The sequence below is a fragment of the Beijerinckia sp. 28-YEA-48 genome, assembly GCF_900104955.1.
Lineage (GTDB): Bacteria > Pseudomonadota > Alphaproteobacteria > Rhizobiales > Beijerinckiaceae > Terripilifer.
Window position 1 is genome coordinate 1,280,845 of sequence record NZ_FNSI01000001.1, and the last position, 18,336, is coordinate 1,299,180.

General features: G+C 61.6%; 14 protein-coding genes. 6 read left to right on the forward strand and 8 right to left on the reverse strand.

Annotation, left to right across the window (positions count from 1 at the left end; all coding sequences use genetic code 11):
• Nucleotide 1: 1 nt before the first annotated feature.
• The gene (locus tag BLW50_RS06005) at nucleotides 2-2,065 is read right to left on the reverse strand and encodes a hydantoinase/oxoprolinase family protein (protein ID WP_090698899.1); all 2,064 of its coding nucleotides are present in this window, start codon (nucleotides 2,063-2,065) and stop codon (nucleotides 2-4) included.
• 4 nt (nucleotides 2,066-2,069) lie between these two features.
• Complete coding sequence (locus BLW50_RS06010; protein WP_170850010.1) at nucleotides 2,070-2,852, reverse strand: IclR family transcriptional regulator; 783 nt, start codon at nucleotides 2,850-2,852, stop codon at nucleotides 2,070-2,072.
• 166 nt (nucleotides 2,853-3,018) lie between these two features.
• On the opposite strand from BLW50_RS06010, the gene BLW50_RS06015 reads away from it, so the two are divergent.
• Entirely contained in the window at nucleotides 3,019-3,237 is a 219-nt protein-coding gene (locus BLW50_RS06015) for a hypothetical protein (RefSeq protein WP_139267489.1), read from the forward strand.
• A gap of 324 nt (nucleotides 3,238-3,561) precedes the next feature.
• On the opposite strand, the gene BLW50_RS06020 is transcribed toward BLW50_RS06015, so the two are convergent.
• From BLW50_RS06020 to BLW50_RS06030, 3 genes are all read right to left on the reverse strand, one after another.
• Nucleotides 3,562-4,293: a carbonic anhydrase gene (locus tag BLW50_RS06020; protein ID WP_090698909.1), complete on the reverse strand. Its 732-nt coding sequence runs from the start codon at nucleotides 4,291-4,293 to the stop codon at nucleotides 3,562-3,564.
• Between the two features lie 178 nt (nucleotides 4,294-4,471).
• Complete coding sequence (locus tag BLW50_RS06025) at nucleotides 4,472-5,518, reverse strand: helix-turn-helix domain-containing protein (protein ID WP_090698913.1); 1,047 nt, start codon at nucleotides 5,516-5,518, stop codon at nucleotides 4,472-4,474.
• Nucleotides 5,519-5,575: 57 nt separating this feature from the next.
• Nucleotides 5,576-6,628, reverse strand: coding sequence for a helix-turn-helix domain-containing protein (locus BLW50_RS06030; RefSeq protein ID WP_170850011.1), 1,053 nt, complete (start codon nucleotides 6,626-6,628; stop codon nucleotides 5,576-5,578).
• Between the two features lie 414 nt (nucleotides 6,629-7,042).
• Between BLW50_RS06030 and BLW50_RS06035 the strand changes: the two genes are divergently transcribed.
• From BLW50_RS06035 to BLW50_RS06055, 5 genes are all read left to right on the forward strand, one after another.
• Nucleotides 7,043-7,774, forward strand: coding sequence for a hypothetical protein (locus BLW50_RS06035; RefSeq protein WP_244544145.1), 732 nt, complete (start codon nucleotides 7,043-7,045; stop codon nucleotides 7,772-7,774).
• A 29-nt stretch (nucleotides 7,775-7,803) separates the two neighbouring features.
• Nucleotides 7,804-9,549: an amidohydrolase gene (locus BLW50_RS06040; protein ID WP_090698920.1), complete on the forward strand. Its 1,746-nt coding sequence runs from the start codon at nucleotides 7,804-7,806 to the stop codon at nucleotides 9,547-9,549.
• 60 nt (nucleotides 9,550-9,609) lie between these two features.
• Nucleotides 9,610-9,975, forward strand: coding sequence for a hypothetical protein (locus tag BLW50_RS06045; RefSeq protein ID WP_090698923.1), 366 nt, complete (start codon nucleotides 9,610-9,612; stop codon nucleotides 9,973-9,975).
• A 110-nt stretch (nucleotides 9,976-10,085) separates the two neighbouring features.
• Nucleotides 10,086-11,603 carry an efflux RND transporter periplasmic adaptor subunit gene (locus BLW50_RS06050; protein WP_090698925.1) on the forward strand — a complete coding sequence of 506 codons (1,518 nt, stop codon included), beginning with the start codon at nucleotides 10,086-10,088 and terminating at the stop codon, nucleotides 11,601-11,603.
• Complete coding sequence (locus tag BLW50_RS06055; protein WP_090698928.1) at nucleotides 11,600-14,740, forward strand: efflux RND transporter permease subunit; 3,141 nt, start codon at nucleotides 11,600-11,602, stop codon at nucleotides 14,738-14,740. The genes BLW50_RS06050 and BLW50_RS06055 overlap by 4 nt, the downstream gene beginning before the upstream one ends.
• Here BLW50_RS06055 and BLW50_RS06060 read toward each other — a convergent pair.
• From BLW50_RS06060 to BLW50_RS06070, 3 genes are all read right to left on the reverse strand, one after another.
• Nucleotides 14,727-15,980, reverse strand: a complete 1,254-nt coding sequence (locus tag BLW50_RS06060) for an SAM-dependent methyltransferase (protein WP_090708776.1) — start codon at nucleotides 15,978-15,980, stop codon at nucleotides 14,727-14,729. The genes BLW50_RS06055 and BLW50_RS06060 overlap by 14 nt on opposite strands.
• A gap of 138 nt (nucleotides 15,981-16,118) precedes the next feature.
• Complete coding sequence (locus BLW50_RS06065; protein ID WP_090698931.1) at nucleotides 16,119-17,333, reverse strand: TDT family transporter; 1,215 nt, start codon at nucleotides 17,331-17,333, stop codon at nucleotides 16,119-16,121.
• Complete coding sequence (locus tag BLW50_RS06070) at nucleotides 17,330-18,208, reverse strand: LysR family transcriptional regulator (protein ID WP_090698934.1); 879 nt, start codon at nucleotides 18,206-18,208, stop codon at nucleotides 17,330-17,332. Before BLW50_RS06070 ends, BLW50_RS06065 begins: the two co-directional genes overlap by 4 nt.
• Nucleotides 18,209-18,336: the final 128 nt, after the last annotated feature.

The following is an 18,336-nucleotide window of genomic DNA, read 5'->3' on the forward strand; positions in this document are numbered from 1 at the left end:
TTTATCCTTTTGTGGCGACGATGCAGCCATAGGCGTCGATGACGGCGGTCCAGCCAGGCGGCAAAGCGGTGGTCGTTTCGCGCTCTTCGATGATGGCGGGGCCTTCGATCTTCTGGCCGACAGCCAGATCGGCGCGCGCATAAACCGCGACCTGCTGATTGTCTTCCCAGGCATGCACCGTGCGATGGCGCTTTTGCGCTGTGGCCTTGCCACCGGCATTGGTCGCGGGCTGGAACGGGATCGCCGGGCCGCGCGCCGTCAGCCGCCAGGTGACGACCTCGATCTGCACATGGGAGGGGCTGACGCCATAGAGTGTGCGATAGGCGGTCTCGAAACGATCGCCGATGCCGCTGATGTCGCGGGTGACGCGCGGATCGCCCTCGAAGGTGACCGGCACTTCGTGCTGCTGGCCGACATAGCGCATGTCGGCGCCGAATTCGAAGCGCACGTCCTGGGGCGCGCAACAGGCCTCGACGAGGGCCTCGGTTGCTTCCTTGGTCAGTTCGCCGAGAATGTGGTTGACGCGGTCCCAGTCGAGATCGTTGAGGCGGCCGAGGTCGCTGCGCACCAGATCGAGCCGCACCGGCGTCACCAGAGTGCCAAAGGCGGACAGCACGCTCGACTGCGGCGGCACGATCACCGAGGCGCTCTGCAGCAGGCTCGCGACGCCGCAGGCATGCAAGGGGCCAGCGCCGCCAAAGGCAAAGAGCGGCAGGCCGCGATAATCGATGCCGCGATCAGTGGCGTGGGCGCGTGCGGCCGACGCCATGGCTTCGGTGACGACGCGGTAGATGCCGCGTGCGGCTTCCACGGGCGTGAGTTTCAATTCGCCCGCCAGTTGATCGAAGGCCTTTTGCATGGCGGGGCGATCGAGCTTCATGTCGCCGCCGAGGAAATTGTCGGCGTCGATCAGGCCGAGCATCAGGTCGGCGTCGGTGACGGTGGGTTTGGTGCCGCCACGGCCGTAGCAGGCTGGGCCTGGCATAGAGCCGGCGCTTTCGGGGCCGACCTTCAAGAGACCCAGATCATCGACATGGGCAATCGAACCGCCGCCGGCGCCGATTTCGATCATGTCGATCGACGGCACCGTCACCGGCAGGCCGCTGCCATCCTTGAAGCGATAGCGCCGGTCGACCTCGAATAGACCGGTGACGAGAGGCACGCGATTTTCAATCAGGCAGGCTTTGGCGGTGGTGCCGCCCATGTCGAAAGACATCAGCCGGTCGATCTTGAGCAATTCAGCATAGTGGCAGGCGGCGAGCGCGCCGGCGGCCGGGCCGCTTTCGATCATGCGCACGGGATTGCGGCCTGCGGTTTCAGCGCCGACGACACCGCCGGACGAGAGCATGATCAGCGGCGTATTGGCGAAGCCCTCGGTCTCCAGCCGTTCGCTGAGCCGCTTCAGATAGGGCTGCGAGATCGGCATCGTATAGGCATTGACCGTGGTGGTGGAGGCGCGGGGATATTCGCGGATCTGCGGCGCCACGTCCGATGACGTGCAGATGAACAGATCGGGCAGGGCCTGGCGCAGGGCGGCGGCCACCTGCCGCTCATTTTCCGGATTGGCGAAGCTGTTGAGGAAACAAATAGCGATGGCCTTGGCGCCGCTGGCTTTCAGCTGGGCGATAAGCGCGGCGATGTCCTTTTCCGCCGGCCTTGCCAGAACGCGGCCATCGGCCAGGGTGCGCTCGGCAATGCCGAAGGTGAGTTCTTGCGGCACCAGCGGCTCGGGAAATTCGATCTGCGGATCGTACATTTCGTAGCGGTGTTCGTTGCGGATGAAGAGTACGTCGCGAAAGCCTTCCGTCACCACCATGGCGGTCGGCTGGCCCTTGCGCTCGATCAACGCATTGGTGACGACGGTGGTGGCGTGGACGACGACGCCATCGACGCTGTTGGGGGCGATATCGGCCTTGGACAAGACCGCATGCACACCGTGGAAGAAGCCCTCCAGGAGATCGTGGTGGGTGGTCAGCGTCTTGTCGACCGTCAGCGCGCCGGCATCGTTGCGCAGCACGATATCCGTGAAAGTTCCGCCGATATCGACAGCGAGCGAATAGGTCATGGCGTTACTGTCTCCAACCTAAAGTTCCGGAAATACGAGCGGCGGTTTCGAGTGTCGCCGTGATCTGGGCGGGCGTCGGCGTGGCCGGGATGAACTGCTTGGCGCCGACGATGGCGATGGAGGCGATCAGCGTGCCGTGATGGTTGCGCACTGGCGCCGCGAGCGTATTGACGCCGCTGATCACCTCGTCCGGTGCCGTGGTCCAGCCCCGCGTCCGGGCTTCTTTGACATCGCGGATGAGTCTCTTGGGATCGGTGATCGTGTCCGGCGTCCAGGACTGCAGCGGCGCGCTCGCCACTTTGTCGAGCAGATGATCGGGGCCGAAAGCGAGCCAGACCTTGCCATGGGCGCTGGCGTGCAGCGCCATGCGCGTGCCGGGCCGAGTGGCGAATTCAATGACGGTGCGCCCTTGCGTGAGTTCGAGGACGACGACTTCGTCATCGATCAGAGTGCAGATGGTGACGGCCTGGCCGGTGGCATCGCGCAGCGCCAGTAGTTCGGGCCTTGCCGTCGTGACGATGTCGAAACGGCTGCGCGAGGCCTCGCCCAGCACCATCATCTTGACGCCGATGTCGTAGCTGCCGGTTGCCGGATCATGGCGGACGAAGCCGTGGCGCTGCAGTGTTTGCAGATGGCGATAGACCGTGGATTTGGAAGCATCGAAGGCGGCGGCGATCGTACCGAGAGGCGTCGGCCCGCTCTGATAGGCGAGGTATTCAACAAGCCGCAGCGCGAGATCGAGCGTGCTCGTCCCTGGCTCGGTGTTGACGCTCTCCGCCTTGCCCATGCGGTTTCCTCGGTGCGATCCCATCGTTTCATTATTCAAAACGACGTTTTGTTATATGGATCATGCGCCGATGCCCTGAGGCCGTCAAGGGGGCGATTTGCATTGGCGTGGGATGTCTTTTCGGGGCGGGGCGGTATCCTCCGAGCGGATTTTCTGGGAGCGCCCTATGATCGATCATCCGAACGCCAAGTCGTCTAGTACGATGAAGATTGTGGAGAGCGACGGTCTCAAGACGGTTATCGTCGTTGATACAGACCTCAAACTGAATCGCGACGATCCGGGTTACGACGGCGTCAAACTGCAAAGCTTGCGTGATGCCTGCAAAAATTACGTTGCTGCGCATCACGGTCAGATTGATAGGTACAGCATTCGAAGCTGGAACTGAGAGTTGGGTCCTAATTGAAACCCCGGCCAACTGAACGGCATTGCCGACACCTGGGTGTCATTCCCGACAGCCGCATAGCGGCTGAGCGGGAATCCAGAGTCACTGCTTCAGTCTTTCATGGAAGCTCGTCGCTTCAAATAGTTTACCGCTTGTTCTGAATGCCGGATCGATTGCTGCGTAGTCGTCCAGCATGACAGAAGTCGCAGCGTGATTGCTATGCAACACTTTGTCCCGAACAGCATCCTGCCGCTTGCTCTGGATACCCGCTCACCCGCTGCGCGGGCGTCGGGTATGACACCGAGGGGTCTTCTACAACCTCCTAAATCAGACGAGAGCGATCTTGCCCGTCGCTAGATCGTAGTGTGCGCCAACCACTTTCACCTTCTTGGCCTGAACGAACTCGCTGAGGATCGGCTTGGCGGTTTCGAGGCGGCGCACGCCGTTGCGAACGTTCTGGGTGATCGACGCGGCGAGCAGATTGGCCGGCTTCTGCTTCTGCGCGGCTTCGACGGCTGGCTTGATGTCGCGCACCAGCTGCTGCAAATGGCCGGGCAGGGTGACGCGATCGTTGAGTACCTTGATGGCGGCATCGACGGCGCCGCAGTTGGAATGACCGAGCACCATGATCAGCGGCACGTTGAGGATCTTCACCGCATATTCGAGACTGGCGAGACCATCGTCGTTGACGAAATTGCCAGCGAGGCGAACAACGAAAAGATCACCGGGCGCCTGGTCGAAGGCGAGTTCGGGGGCAACGCGCGAGTCGGCGCAGCTCAAGATGGCGGCGATGGGATATTGCGCCGTGGCGCGCGCGGCGCGGCCGGCCGAGTAATCTTGATTGGAGGAGGTATTGGCGGCGTAGCGCGCATTGCCGTCCATGATGCGCTTCAACGCCTCGTCTGGCGAAATGGCATTCTGCGGTGTCGCCGTCTGCGCCGAAGCTGCTTGAAATGGCGTCAACGCAGCGGTGGCGAGTGCCGCACCGCCCCAAAGAAGATGTCGGCGGGACAAGTTTGATCGGTCGTTTGACCCGTTAGAAGAACAATAGTCGCACATGAAGCCCCCAGCCATGATCGATGTTGCTCGTGCACCAGCGGTATATATTTGCGATATGCTGGCCGTGGCAACGCGGGGAGGATTTTCTATCGGATCGTGAACGGCTGACCAGTATTTTCGGCAAGTCTGGTTCATGAATTCGAAACCCAGGCCGCAGCTAGACAGAGCCAGCCCTCGATCAGCCTTCGTCAGCCGGTGGTTTGTCGGAGCGGCCGACGACCAGATGTCGTGCATAGGCGCCGAAGTGATTTTGCACGGAGGCCAGTCGCGGATCGCTCTGCCCCGACGGTAGTTGGCCACGCGCCTGGTTCGGCGTCACGGCAAAACGGGCGCGGAAGGCGCGGTGGAATTGCGTGCTGCTGGAGAAGCCGAACGTATGGGCAATTTCCGAGATCGACTGGACGCGGCTGCCGGGCAGGGACAATTCGCGGAAGGCTGCATCGAGGCGCTTTTCGCGAATGATCGTCGCGACACCGCCTTCGGTTGCGAACATCCGATAGAGATGAGCGCGCGACACTTGGAAACGCTGCATGAGCAACGCCGGGCTGAGTTCTGGATCGGACAGATTGGCGTCGATGAAATTGAGTAGACGGTGACGTAGAATATGGGCCAGCGCCGGGTCGTGCGAAGTGGGGGCATGCTGGGCCAGGCTTGTTGCGACCAGCGTCGTTACCGCTTCCTCGATGGCCAACGCATCGGCGCTGTCCTGATCCGTCAGCTTGGAGAAGGTGACGATGAAGTCGGCGAGGAAGCGCGTCAACGGCGTGTCCGCCTTCAGCACCAGTCCATGCAGATTGCGCCCGTTGGTGGCTTTGTCGATCAGGGCTCGTGGCAACACCATCGATAGGGTGGAGCCGGTTCGCACCTGTGTCTCAAAAGGATGGGCGAGGTCGAAGACGCAAATGTCTCCGGGCTCGACAGATATGGCACGGCCGTTGCAATCGCCTTCAAGCGCGCCGGAAACGAACAATTGTAGGAAATACTGATCCAGTCCGCCTTGCAGGATGGTGCGCCGGTCGCGGCGATATTGTTGCTGGCTGAACGTGGTGGGGCCAATCAGGAGCGCGCCGATGGCGCGTGAGCGGATCGAAACTTCGAGAGGTGTTCGGGCTTCGCCAGGGTAGGGCGTCGCTTCGAAGAAAGGCCGCGAGATTTCACGGCACATGTCGGTGCGCAGGGATGGTTCGACCATATCGGTCGAAAGAGAGATTTCATCCGCTGCCATTGAGCCGCCCCCAGCTCGCGCACCGCCAAACACGACGGTATCCCGTTTATTGCTAAGCTAAATTGCTTGATGGATCAAGTGAGCTGCCCAGGGAGCTCCCGAAAGCGAGATGGCGCGTGTATTGGCCGAAAAGGCCCTGCAGTGGGTCAGTCGCTGATTGGCCAGGGCGGAGAGGCGTTCGCGGCGCGCCTGGTTCGGTGTCAGCGAGAAGCGCGCGCGAAAGGCGCGATGGAATTGCGTGCTGCTGGAAAAGCCAAGGCCATCGGCGATCTGGGTGATCGAACGGCTGCCGCTCTGCGGCGTGGACAGGGTGTGGAAGGCGGCGTCAAGCCGCTTTTCACGGATGATCGTGGCAACGCCACCTTCCGCCGCGAACATCCGGTAGAGGTGAGCCCGTGAGACTTGAAATCGATGCATCAATAACGCCGGACCAAGCTTGGGCGAGGAGAGATTGGCATCAATGAAGCGGAGCAGACGGTGGCGCAGAACATGCGCTAACGCAGGATCATGTGCCTTGGGCGCTTCTTGAACGAAACAGGTGCCGATCAAGGTCGTCGCAGCCTCTTCGATGGCTTGTGAGCTGGTATCTGCTGTTTCCGCCGCAAGCGCGGAGAAACTCACCATGAAATCAGTTAGAAATTGCGTCATCGGCGCGCCGGCTTTGAGGATCAGCCCGTGCAGATCGCGTCCGCGGGTTGCTCTGTCGATCGGCGCGCGTGGGAGAAGCAAGGACAGCATCGAGCCTTGATCGACACGGCCTTCGAAGGGGCGAGCGAGATCGAAGAGTATGATGTCGCCCGGGCCAGCCGACATCATGCGGTCCTCACAAGCGCCCTCATGCGTGCCCGTGCGGAACAGGCGCAGGAAATACTGGTCCAGTCCGCTTTTCAGGATGCGGCGACGGTCCCGATAATATTGCTGTTGGCCATGGAGACTGTCGGCAACCATCACCCTGTCGATCATCTGCGAGCGGATGGAGAGTTCGAGAGGAGCAGGTCTACCGGCGAGCGGCGTCGCCTCGAAAAAGGGGCGTGACATTTCGCGGCAAAGCTCGGTGCGCAAGCCAGGCTCGACCATGTTGGTCGAAAGGATGACTTCGTCGGTCGCCATCATGCCTCCCAGGCTTGTGAATTCGCCATTTTAGTGAGGCGAGCATAGAGGGCTAAGGTTAAGAGGATTTGTCAGTGCGATCAATATGATTGACAGCGAGTAAACGCCGCCGATGGCGGTTCACCACAACCGGTTTTGAGACGCAGCGCCATTAAAAATGAGACGCGGTGTTACGTTCAAAGCGGTGCCGATGTGCGAGCATTCCGTGCAGTGCTGATTCATCTTCGCCACGCAGTCTCTATCGGGGCCGCGCGGGTGGGGCATTTTATCCAATCGATTGGCTGAGCCGGGGGGCATAGCAGTATGTTTTCGACGTCTAATTCTTTGCGTGGACTTTCGCTGCGTGGATATGCAATCGCCGCTTCCGTGGGTTTGGCGACCCTCGCTGCGGCCATGCCAGCGGGTGCCGCCGACATGCCGGCACCGCGAGCGCCGGTGCCGACCTTCGTTGCGCAGAAGGATTGGTCGATTACCGTCACGCCTTATCTTTGGGCGGCGTCGCTCAACGGCAATGCCGCCGTGCTTGGCATCCATCGCCCTGTCGACGTGCCGTTCCGCGATACCCTGAAAAATCTCGACTTCGGCTTCATGGGCAATGTCGAATATCGCCAGGGTTCGGCCGGCGCCTATCTCAATGCCGAATATACCAAGGTCTCCAACAACGCCCATCTTGGCCCGTTCAACATCGGCGTCAGCATGCGCTCAGCCTTGATCAGCGCCGGCTTCTTCTACCGCGTCTATGAGGCTGGGCTCGGCGGCAATACGGTGTTTGGCACGCCGCGTGTCTTCGCTATCGAGCCGACGGCCGGCATGCGCTGGACCAGCATGAGCGCCCGCGTCCACCTTGGTTTCTTCAACGTTTCCGAGCGGCAAAGCTGGGCCGATCCGTTCGTCGGTGCCCGTTTCAACTACGATCTGACCGACCGCTGGAATCTGTTCGTTGAAAGCGATGTCGGCGGCTTCGGCGCTGGTTCGCGCTTCAGCATCAATGCCCAGGCGGTGCTCGGCTATCGCATGCTGCTGGCGGGTTATCAGACGACGTTTGGCGTCGGCTATCGCGTGTTGAAGCAGGATTACCGCAGCGGCGGTTTCCAGTGGAACGTCACCCAACATGGGCCGCTGGTCGGCGCCTCGATCCGCTTCTGACGGCGTGAGATATTTCAAGGAGATCTACGATGTGCTTGGCTTGTAACCCCGGCCAATTAGCCGTTCTCCGCAGCGCCGCATCGCGCCGCGGTTTTCTCAAGTATATGAGCGTTGCCACCGCATCGGCCTTCGTCGCTTCGGCGGTGGAGCCGGTCATGGCCCAACCGGCTTCGGGGCCTGCTGACGTTATTTTCCGCGGTGGCCCGGTTCTCACCATCAACAGCCAGGCGCCGCGCGCCGAGGCTCTTGCCATCCGTGGCAACAAGATTATCGCCGTCGGTAAATTGGACGATGTGCAATCCTTCAGCGGCCCCAAGACGCGTGTGGTCGATCTGAAAGGGCGCACCTTGATGCCGGGGTTGATCGATCCGCACATGCATTTCGTCTTCACCATTTTCGAAGACTGGATCGACGTCAGCCCGATCACGACGCCGGATTACGCGACGGTGTTGACGAAACTCAGAGATGGTGTGGCCAAAGCCAAGGACGGCGAATGGGTCCGCGCCCAGCAGTTCGACTCCAGCATCACCCGTGACGCCCACATCCCGACATTGGCTGAGCTTGACCAGATTTCACCGAAGAATCCGTTCTTCATGCAGGAGAGCAACGGCCATATCGCTTACGCCAACAGCCTCGCCTTCAAAGCCGTCGGCGTTACACGTGACACGCCCAATCCGTCGGGAGCGCGTTTCGTTCGCGATTCGAACGGGAACCTGACCGGGCGCCTCGAGGAGATGGCCGCCCAAGAATTATTCATCAAGGCCATGCCGGCGCCGAGCGCGGCCGAGATGGTCGGACGGACGCGGAACTTGATCAACCGCTGCGCCTCGGTCGGTTGCACGATGGTGCACGACAACGGCATCGGCTTGATGGCTGGCATGCAGGACCTGGCGCTGCTCGACGCCGTGGCCGGCAATGCGAATTCGCCGCTGCGCTACCGGGGCATGCTGGTTTCGACGTTGATGGACGAATGGGAGAAGCAGGGCATCAAGCCGGGACGCGGCAATGAGTTCTTCCGTGTCGACGGTATCAAGGCCTGGGCCGACGGTTCGAACCAGGCGCAGACCGGCTATCAGCGCGAGAACTATCTCGGGACCAACGCGCGCGGCGCGTTGAATTACAGTCTTGAGCAGGTAACCGAAGTGATCCGCAGGTCGCACGCCGGCGGCTGGCAGGTCGGTGTGCATGCCAATGGCGACGCGGCGATCGATATGGTCATCGATGCCTATGAGGCTGTGCTCGGACCCAATCCGAACACCGATCTGCGCCATCGCATCGAGCATTGCAGCGTCCTCCATCCAGAACAGATGGTGCGGATGAAGAAGCTTGGTCTGTCGCCGTCCTTCCTGACGGGGCATATTCGCTGGTGGGGCAAGGCGTTCCGCGACCGGCTGCTGGGGCCGGAGCGGGCGCGCTTCTATGATCCCTGCGCTTCGGCTCTCGCGGCTGGTCTCAAGATTTCATTCCATTCGGACTGGAACGTGACGCCGATCGAACCGCTGCGTTGTGTCGAGGATGCGGTGACGCGTGTAATGAACGAGGGCGGCGACGTCTTCTTCCCCAACGAGCGCATTCCCGTCGAAGCGGCGCTGCGCGGAGTCACGATCGACGCCGCCTGGCAGTGCCATATGGACGACAAGATCGGCACGCTCGAAACAGGCAAACTGGCGGATCTGGCCATTCTCGAACAGGACCCGACCGCTGCCCAGGTGCAGATCAGCAAGATCAAGGTCAGCGAGACCTGGATGGATGGCGTGCAGCGCTACGGCGCTTAAAGAGCCCTGCTGACGAAATTTTGAAGTGCCACGCCGGCCCCGGCGTGGCACTTTCATGGGATGAAGTTGCGATCCCTCGCGCATTGTCTGGTTCTGGCGCTGTTCATGGCGGCAGGGACCCTGTCGGCTTTCGTCAGTCCTGCGAAGGCCGGCTACGGCATGCCCGGGGGCGAAAATGCGGCCATGGAAGCTGGCATGCCGTGCTGTCCTTCCGACGACGGCAAAACGCCCGATTGCGCCACGCATTGTCCGGCATTGAATCTCTGCCTTATCAAGAGCTTCGCGAGCGGTGCCGGAAAAAGCTTCGTCAATCTCGTTCTGCCCGTCGTCGCGGTGATCGCCCTGGAGGACGACGCGGCGCGCAGCTCCCGGCTGTCGGAGCCGCCGGCACGACCTCCTCGAACCGTCAGCATCGCCGGCGCTTGAACGCCGGCTACGGCCGCATGGATCATCCGCGCGGTCGTCGCGCCGTGGCCTTTTTTGCCACGCCATGAGCCGTGCCTTTGCGCGGCAGCTGATCAATTTCGAGTCTGAACATGAACTTCTTTCATCTGTCGCGCGCCCTCGTCGCGGCGTTTGCGCTCGTCCTGGCCACCGCAACGGGCAGGGCTGACATCAAGGACTACGAGTTTCGTCTGCTCGAAGACGGCTTCCAACCGGGCGATGCCGTGGTCGCCGTGCGCCTCATCGACAAGCGCTCGGGCCAACCCGTGTCGGGCGCTGAAATCGTCGCCCGGCGCATGGACATGGAGCCGGACGGCATGGCCGAAATGACCACGTCGCTGGACATTCTCCCCGTGTCGGAGCCAGGGCTTTATCGTTTCAAGACGAACCTGACCATGGGAGGTCGCTGGCGCCTGTCGCTGACTGCGAATGTGCCCGGCGAGAGCGGAGTTTTGCAAAGCAGTTTGGTTGTGAAAGCCGTGTCGGCGCCCGTGCCGGCGCAGGGTAAAGGCCGGCTGCTTTATTACCGCAATCCGATGGGCCTGCCCGACACGTCGCCCGTTCCCAAAAAGGATTCGATGGGGATGGACTACTTGCCCGTCTACGAGGGCGAGGACGGCGACGGCACCACGATCAAATTATCGCCAGGCCGAGTGCAGCGCAGCGGCGTGCGGTCGGAGCTTGTAAGCCGACAGGCGATGACCCGGACGATCCGCGTGCCTGGCGTGGTGCAGCTCGACGAGCGCCTGATCTCCGTGGTGGCGCTGCGCGCCGATGCATTCATCCAAGAGGTTGCACCCGTCACCACCGGCGACCGGGTCAGCAAGGGGGCACGTCTCGCACGCATTTATTCGCCTGACATCAGTGCGGCGAGCGCGCAGTTCGTCACTGAACTGAGCGCCGCGACGCGCGGCGCGCTGGAAGGCGGGGCGCGGCAACGGTTGGAAAATCTTGGTGTTCCATCGGCGATCGTCGCTGAGATCGAGCGCACCCGGAAAGTACCTTCCACACTCAACTGGACGGCGCCACGGGACGGCATCGTACTCGAACGCAATATTGTCGACGGCATGAAGGTGGTGGCGGGCAGCACGCTCTTTCGCTTGGCTGATCTGTCGACAGTCTGGGTTGTCGCCGACGTGCCGGAGGGCGATCTGGCCGCCATCGGCGTTGGCACGTCGGCCTCCGTCCAGCTGCGCGGCCGACCGGAGAGCCGATTCACCGGCCGGATTGGCCTGATCTATCCGCAGGTGGCCGAGGCGACGCGGACAGTGAAAGTGCGGATCGAACTCGCCAATCCCGAAGGCTTGTTGTTGCCGAACATGTTTGCCGAGGTGGATATCCGCTCCGGCGATGCGGCGCCGGTGCTGGTGGTGCCCGATAGCGCGGTGATCGATAGCGGCACGCGCCGTGTCGTCATTCTCGATCGTGGCGAAGGCCGGTTTGAAGCACGTGAAGTGGCCATCGGTCTGCGGGGCGACGGCATGGTCGCGATCCGCGATGGTGTCAACGATGGCGATCGCGTCGTCGTGGCCGCCAACTTCCTGATCGACGCGGAAAGCAATCTCAAAGCGGCGCTGCGGACGCTTTCCATGACGGAGAACCAGCCGTGATCGCCCGCCTGATTGCCTGGTCGACGCGCAATCTAATTCTTGTCCTGGTCGGCGCGGCATTCGCGGTAGCGGCTGGGCTTTACGCGCTGAGAACTCTACCGCTCGATGCCATTCCCGATCTCTCCGATGTTCAGGTGATCGTCTATACGGACTTTCCCGGCCAGGCGCCGCAGGTGGTCGAAGATCAGGTAACTTATCCGCTGACCACTTCGATGTTGACGGTGCCGAAGGCGCGGGTTGTGCGTGGCTTCTCTTTCTTCGGCGTTTCCTTCGTCTATGTGATTTTCGAGGAGGGCGTCGATCCGTATTGGGCCCGCTCGCGGGTGCTTGAATATCTCAATGCCGCCGCGCCTCGGCTTCCGTCAGGCATCGTGCCGACGCTCGGTCCGGATGCGACGGGCGTCGGCTGGGTCTATCAATATGCGGTCATCGCGAAAGAGATGACCTTGGCTGAATTGCGGTCCCTGCAAGACTGGGTGGTGCGTTTCGCTTTGTCGCGCGCCGAAGGCGTGGCGGAAGTAACGAGCGTGGGTGGGTTCGTCAAACAATATGCGATCGTCGTCGACCCCATTCGTCTGCGAGCGCAGGGTCTTTCACTGGTAGCGCTGCGCGAAGCGGTGCGCACAAGCAATCAGGATGTCGGGGGCCGCACGATTGAGCTGTCCGAGTTCGAATTCATGGTGCGCGGCCGTGGTTATCTGAAATCCGTTGCCGATATCGAGAATATCGTTTTGAAGAGCGAAGCTGGCGTTCCGCTGCGGCTTCGTGACGTGGCGCGTGTGGAGATGGCTCCCGACGAGCGCCGCGGTATTACCGAGCTGAACGGCGAAGGGGAGGTGGCAAGCGGCATCGTGCTGCAGCGGTATGGCGCCAATGCGCTGAGTGTGATCGGGCATGTCAAGGCACGCGTGGCCGAGATCGCGCCGAGCCTGCCGGCGGGCGCAGAGATCGTGCCGGTCTATGACCGCTCGCAGCTCATAGAGCGGGCGATCGATACGTTGAAGAGAACATTGCTGGAAGAGAGTGCGATCGTCGCTCTGGTGTGCGTCGTTTTTCTACTGCATCTGCGCAGCGCGCTGGTAGCGATCCTGATGCTGCCGGTTGGCATTCTGATGGCCTTCGCGGCGATGCGGGCGCTCGGGATCGGTTCCAACATCATGAGTCTCGGTGGCATCGCCATCGCCATCGGCGCGATGATCGATGCCGCCATCGTGATGATTGAAAATGCCCATAAACATTTGGAACGCGCACCGCCAGACAAATCGCGCGTTGCGATCCTGGTCGAAGCGGCGAGCGAGGTCGGGCCGGCTTTGTTCTTCAGCCTGCTGGTCATCACGGTATCCTTCTTGCCGATCTTCACTTTGGAGGCGGAGGAAGGGCGATTGTTCGGCCCGCTTGCCTATACCAAGACCTTCGCCATGGCGGCGGCGGCGTTGCTGTCCGTGACGCTGGTGCCGGCGCTGATGGTTGTTTTTATTCGCGGCAAGATCGTCGCCGAGCACCGCAATCCAATCAACCGAGTGTTGATCGCACTCTATCGCCCACTCATTCGCACCGTGCTTCGTGCCAAAGTGCTGACCATCGTCGTGGCGCTGATGGCGCTTGGGGCTAGTGTCTGGCCAGCGCGCCAACTCGGCTCTGAATTCATGCCGACCTTGGACGAGGGCACGCTGATGTATATGCCGACCACTTTGCCTGGTCTCTCAGTGACCAAAGCGGCCGAATTGCTCCAGACACAGAACCAGATCATCCGTTCCTTTCCCGAGGTTGTCTCAGTGTACGGCAAAGCGGGGCGCGCCCAGACAGCCACCGATCCGGCCCCGATGGAGATGTTCGAGACCATCATCAATCTGAAGCCCCGGGCCGAATGGCGCGCCGGCCTGACGCTCGATGCTCTCAAGGCCGAGATGGATCAGGCCTTGCAATTCCCCGGCGTTACCAATGCGTGGACGCAGCCGATCCGCGCCCGCATCGATATGCTGGCTACGGGCATTCGCACGCCGGTCGGTGTCAAACTGTTTGGCACTGACCTTGGCCAGATGGAGGCGATTTCGCGCCAGATCGAAAGTGCTTTGAAGAAGGTGCCCGGCACGAGCAGCGCCTATGCCGAGCGCTTCATCGGCGGCTATTTCCTCGATATCGTGCCAGATCGCATCGCGTTGGGTCGCTACGGTCTGTCGATCGCCGATGTGCAAGGTGCGATCAGCATGGCTTTGGGCGGCGAGACCGTGACAACGATGGTCGAAGGCCGTGAACGTTATGGTGTGAGCATCCGCTATCCGCGCGACCTGCGTTCCGATCCGCAAGCGATTGCGCGAGACGTTCACGTCGCGATTGCATCGGGCGGGTCGATTCCTCTGGGAGAGGTCGCCTCCATCGAGCGCCGACGGGGTGCGACATCCATTAGAACCGAGAATGGGGAGCTGGTGATCTACCTTTTTGTCGACATCGCCGGCCGCGACCTCGGCGGCTATGTCCAGGCGGCGCAGGAAGCGGTCGCACAGGCGGTGAAGCTGCCGCCGGGTTACCGCATCGCCTGGAGCGGCCAATACGAATATCTCGAACGGGCGGAGGCACGATTGAAATTGGTGGTGCCGCTGACCTTGGCGATCATTTTCCTGCTGCTCTATTTGAATTTCGGCCGTCTGACCGAAACATTCATCGTTCTGCTGTCGCTGCCTTTCGCCTTGGTCGGTGGCGTTTGGTTCCTTTGGTGGCTGGATTTCAACATGTCGATTGCCGTTGCCGTAGGCTTCATCGCTCTTGCCGGCGTCGCCGCTGAAACCGGCGTGATCATGCTGATCTATCTCGATCATGCGTTGAAGGAGGTGCGAAACCGCTGTGCTGTAGAGGGGCGGGCCTTCACGCAGGCCGACCTGCACGAGGCCATCATGATCGGTGCGGTCGAGCGTGTCAGGCCCAAGGTGATGACGGTTATTGCCATCATCGCCGGCCTGCTGCCTATTTTGTGGAATACCGGCACGGGATCGGAGGTGATGCAGCGCATTGCCGTGCCGATGATCGGCGGCATGATTTCCTCAACCGCGCTGACGTTGATTGTCATCCCGGCCATATACGGATTGGTCAAGAGTTGGCGGTTGGCACCTTCATCAGATTGCTCGACTACGGGCTGTTGACCGACGCGGGCGCGCGCGAGGGAATAGCCGGCCGGCTGGCAGAGAATTGGTCGATATAGCCGCGTGTCAGCGGCACGACATCGTTACGATGGGTGAGCTGAATCTGGAACACCATCAGCTCTTGCCAGCGGAAGGCAGCTTCCGAGGAGGCGAGGTAGAATTCCCACATCCGGCAGAAGCGTTCGTCGTAGATTTCCTTGGCGCGGTCGCGATGCGCCTGGAACCGTTCCTGCCAGGCCTTCAGCGTCTCGGCATAATGGAAGCGCAGGATCTCGATGTCATTGACCATCAGCCCGGCCTTCTCGATCGCCGGCAAGACTTCGGACATCGAGGGAATATAGCCGCCCGGGAAGATATATTTGCGAATGAAAGCGCCAGTGGCGATGGGCGGCCCGTTGCGGCCGATCGAGTGCAGCACCATGACGCCGTCCTTCTTCAAGAGCTTCGCGCATTGCTCGAAGAAGGTGTGGAAGTGGTTGACGCCAACATGTTCGAACATGCCGACCGAAACGATGCGATCGAAAGGCTCGGTCAGGTCGCGATAGTCTGTAAGCTCGAAGCGGACGTGCTTGTCGACGCCGGCGACACGTGCCCGCTCCACCGCCACCGCATGCTGCTCCGTCGACAAGGTGATGCCGAGCACATCGGCCTCGCAATGCCGCGCCAGATGCAAGCCGAGGCCACCCCAGCCTGAACCGATATCGAGGACGCGCTGGCCAGGCTTGATCAGGAGCTTTGCCGCGATATGGCGCTTCTTGGCGAGCTGGGCTTCTTCCAGCGTCATGTCGGGGCGCTCGAAATAGGCGCAGGAATATTGCATGTCCTCGTCGAGGAACAATTTGTACAGTTCGCCGGAGAGATCGTAGTGCCGGTGCACGTTCTCCTTCGCCCGGACGGCCGTGTTGATCTGCTGCAAGCGTTTGAAAAGATTCCGCGTTCCCTCGATGATGCGGGTCAACACGTTGCCGTGGATGCTGAGGCCGATGTTGTTGTAGACGACCGACAGCAGCCGCAGCACGTCGCCTTCAAGGAAGTCGACCTCGCCGCTCATATAGGACTCAGGGAAGGCGAGCATGGGGTCGCGGGTGATCGCCCATTCGGCGCGGCTGTTGTGAATGACAATATGCGCGGGTGGACCGCTGCCATCGCCAAATCGGTTCACCTTGCCCTCGGGATCGGTGACGAGAAGGTTTCCGTTGCGTATCACGCGTTCAAGGGTGCGCTGCAATAGAGTGTTCATGGCAACAACCATTGTTGTCGGCAGTACCGCCTATTGGGTCCGATGAACTTAATTAACGCCAGTTTTCTTTCAAGGGCTAGACCTTGGGTTGTGGGGCAGGCCCGCCGTCCCGTCATAGCTGCCGCGATTGAGTAGCACTTAAGTTGCAGCGGGCTTCCCGGTGGATTTGCACAGATCGGCGATGCAGGGCGAAACGAACAGATTGCCACGCCAGGCGCCAGCGACCGTGCGTGCCGTGACCAGGGTCCACATCGTGGCCAGGACCGCGGTGAGCAGGGTGCCGGCGATGCCGAAGAAAGTCAGATTCAAGGTGGTGCCGAGTTTGAAGGTCGTGACGGCATAAACGCCGATGGGAAAGGTGTAGCCCCACCAGCCGAGATTGAACGGAATGCCCGAGCGCAGATAGCGCAGCGTGATCATGGTGGCGAGCAAGAGCCACCACAGGCCAAAGCCCCAGAGCGCGAGGCCGGCAACGGTGCCGATGCCCTGGGCCACCTGGCCGGCGGTGGCCATGCCGTGGGCGGCGAAAATTGTCGGGGCATCCGTGCCCAGCACCAGAAGGCCGAGCGCGCCGGTGCCAATCGGGCCGAGCGCCAGCCAGCTTGAGGCGGCCATGCTCTCGTGCGGCAGTTTGTGCAGGGCCATGCGCAGCATCAGGATGACGAGAATGGAGAAGGCGGCGGGCACGGAATAGGCCCACAGCACATAGCTGGTGACGAGCGTGGCATATTGGGCCGCAGGATCGGCCAGGTGCGGCGCCAGCAAACCGCCGCTGACGGCGGCGACTTCCGCCGCGACCACCGGCAGGAGCCAGATGGCCGTCATCTGATCGATGCGATGCTCCTGGCGCGTGAACATGAGATAGGGGATCAGCACGCCGCAGAGGATCGAGAGGGCGCTGTCGATCCACCACAGGGTTTGCGCGATGGTGATCGCAGCCGCGCCGAAGCGAGGAATGCCGAAAACGAGAAAGCCGTTGATGATGGTGGCAAGGCCCATCGGGATCGTGCCGATAAACATCGAAACCGAGTTATGGCCGAAGATGCGTTTGGCTTCGTGGCCAAACAGCAACCAGCGAGCCCCATAAAGGGTGCTGAAAAGCAGGAAGAGCACGATATTGGCAAGCCATAGCGCTTCGCCCAGGCCCTCCAGCGACGGGCCGATGCCGGGCACCTGCGGCAGCGCCAGGGCGAGGATGCCGGTGCCCATGGTGGCGGCAAACCAGTTGGGCGTGAACTGACGGATCACCTCGCGCGGATGGTCGAGTGCGGCGAGCGGGCTCAAGCCGTTGAGAACCTTTTGAACGCCAGCGGGGGCATGTCGAGAGAATTGACGAGGGAATTGAAACGTCATCTTCCGTTCTCCGTGATGAGGTCGAGCAGGGCCTTGGCGGCGCGGCTGCTGTAACGCTCCTTGTGGCGCAGGCCGAAGAACGGCCGGCGCGGCAGATCGAGTTTGAGTTCGGCCAGCATACCAGCGCGCACCGCCCGCAAAACGACGAGTGACGACAGCGCGGCAATGCCGGCGCCGGCTTCCACGGCACTGCGTACCGCTTCGTTGGACGGCAGGGTCAGGGCGATATCGAGCGTCGCGGGGTCGAGGCCACGGGCGCGCAACACGTCCTCGAAGGTCGAGCGTGTGCCGGATCCTTGTTCGCGCATGATCCAGCGCGCGCTTTGCAGCCAGGCCTTGTCGATGGCGGGCGGGGCGGTGCCTGGCGCCGCGACCAAGGTCATCTGGTCTTGAGCCACTTCCCAACTGATGAGGGCCGGATCGTCGATCTGTCCTTCAACGAAGCCAAGTTCGGCGGCGCCATCGTGGACGCGCTCGGCCGCGCCACCGGTGTTGGCGATGGCGAGATCGACCGCCACGTCGGGATAGCGCTGTCGGAACGCCGCGAGATGGCGGGGCAGCCAGTAGCCGGTGATGGTCTGGCTGGCGACGAGTTTGAGCGTGCCGCGCTTCAATCCGCCGAATTCGGCGAGCGTCAGCTCGGCGCTGGCGGCGCGGCCGAGGACGGCGCGCGCTTCCTCGAGAAACTGACGCCCCGGCTCGGTCAGTTCGATGCGGCGGCCGACCCGGTGGAACAGGGCGACGCCGTGCTGGGTTTCCAGGGTGGCGATCGCGGCGCTGGCGGCGGATTGGGTGACGTTCAGCGCTTGGGCGGCCTTGGTCATATGTTCGCGCTCGGCGACGGCCACGAAAATCCGCAGTTGTTCAAGAGTCATATCGGTCTCCGCCGTCTTGATGCGCCGATCTAATCAATCTGTCTAACTGATTATTATAATCATAATGATCTATTTTTACGATTAATTGTCGGCGCCGGAAGGAGGTGCCTGATGGATGGGTGAGCCGC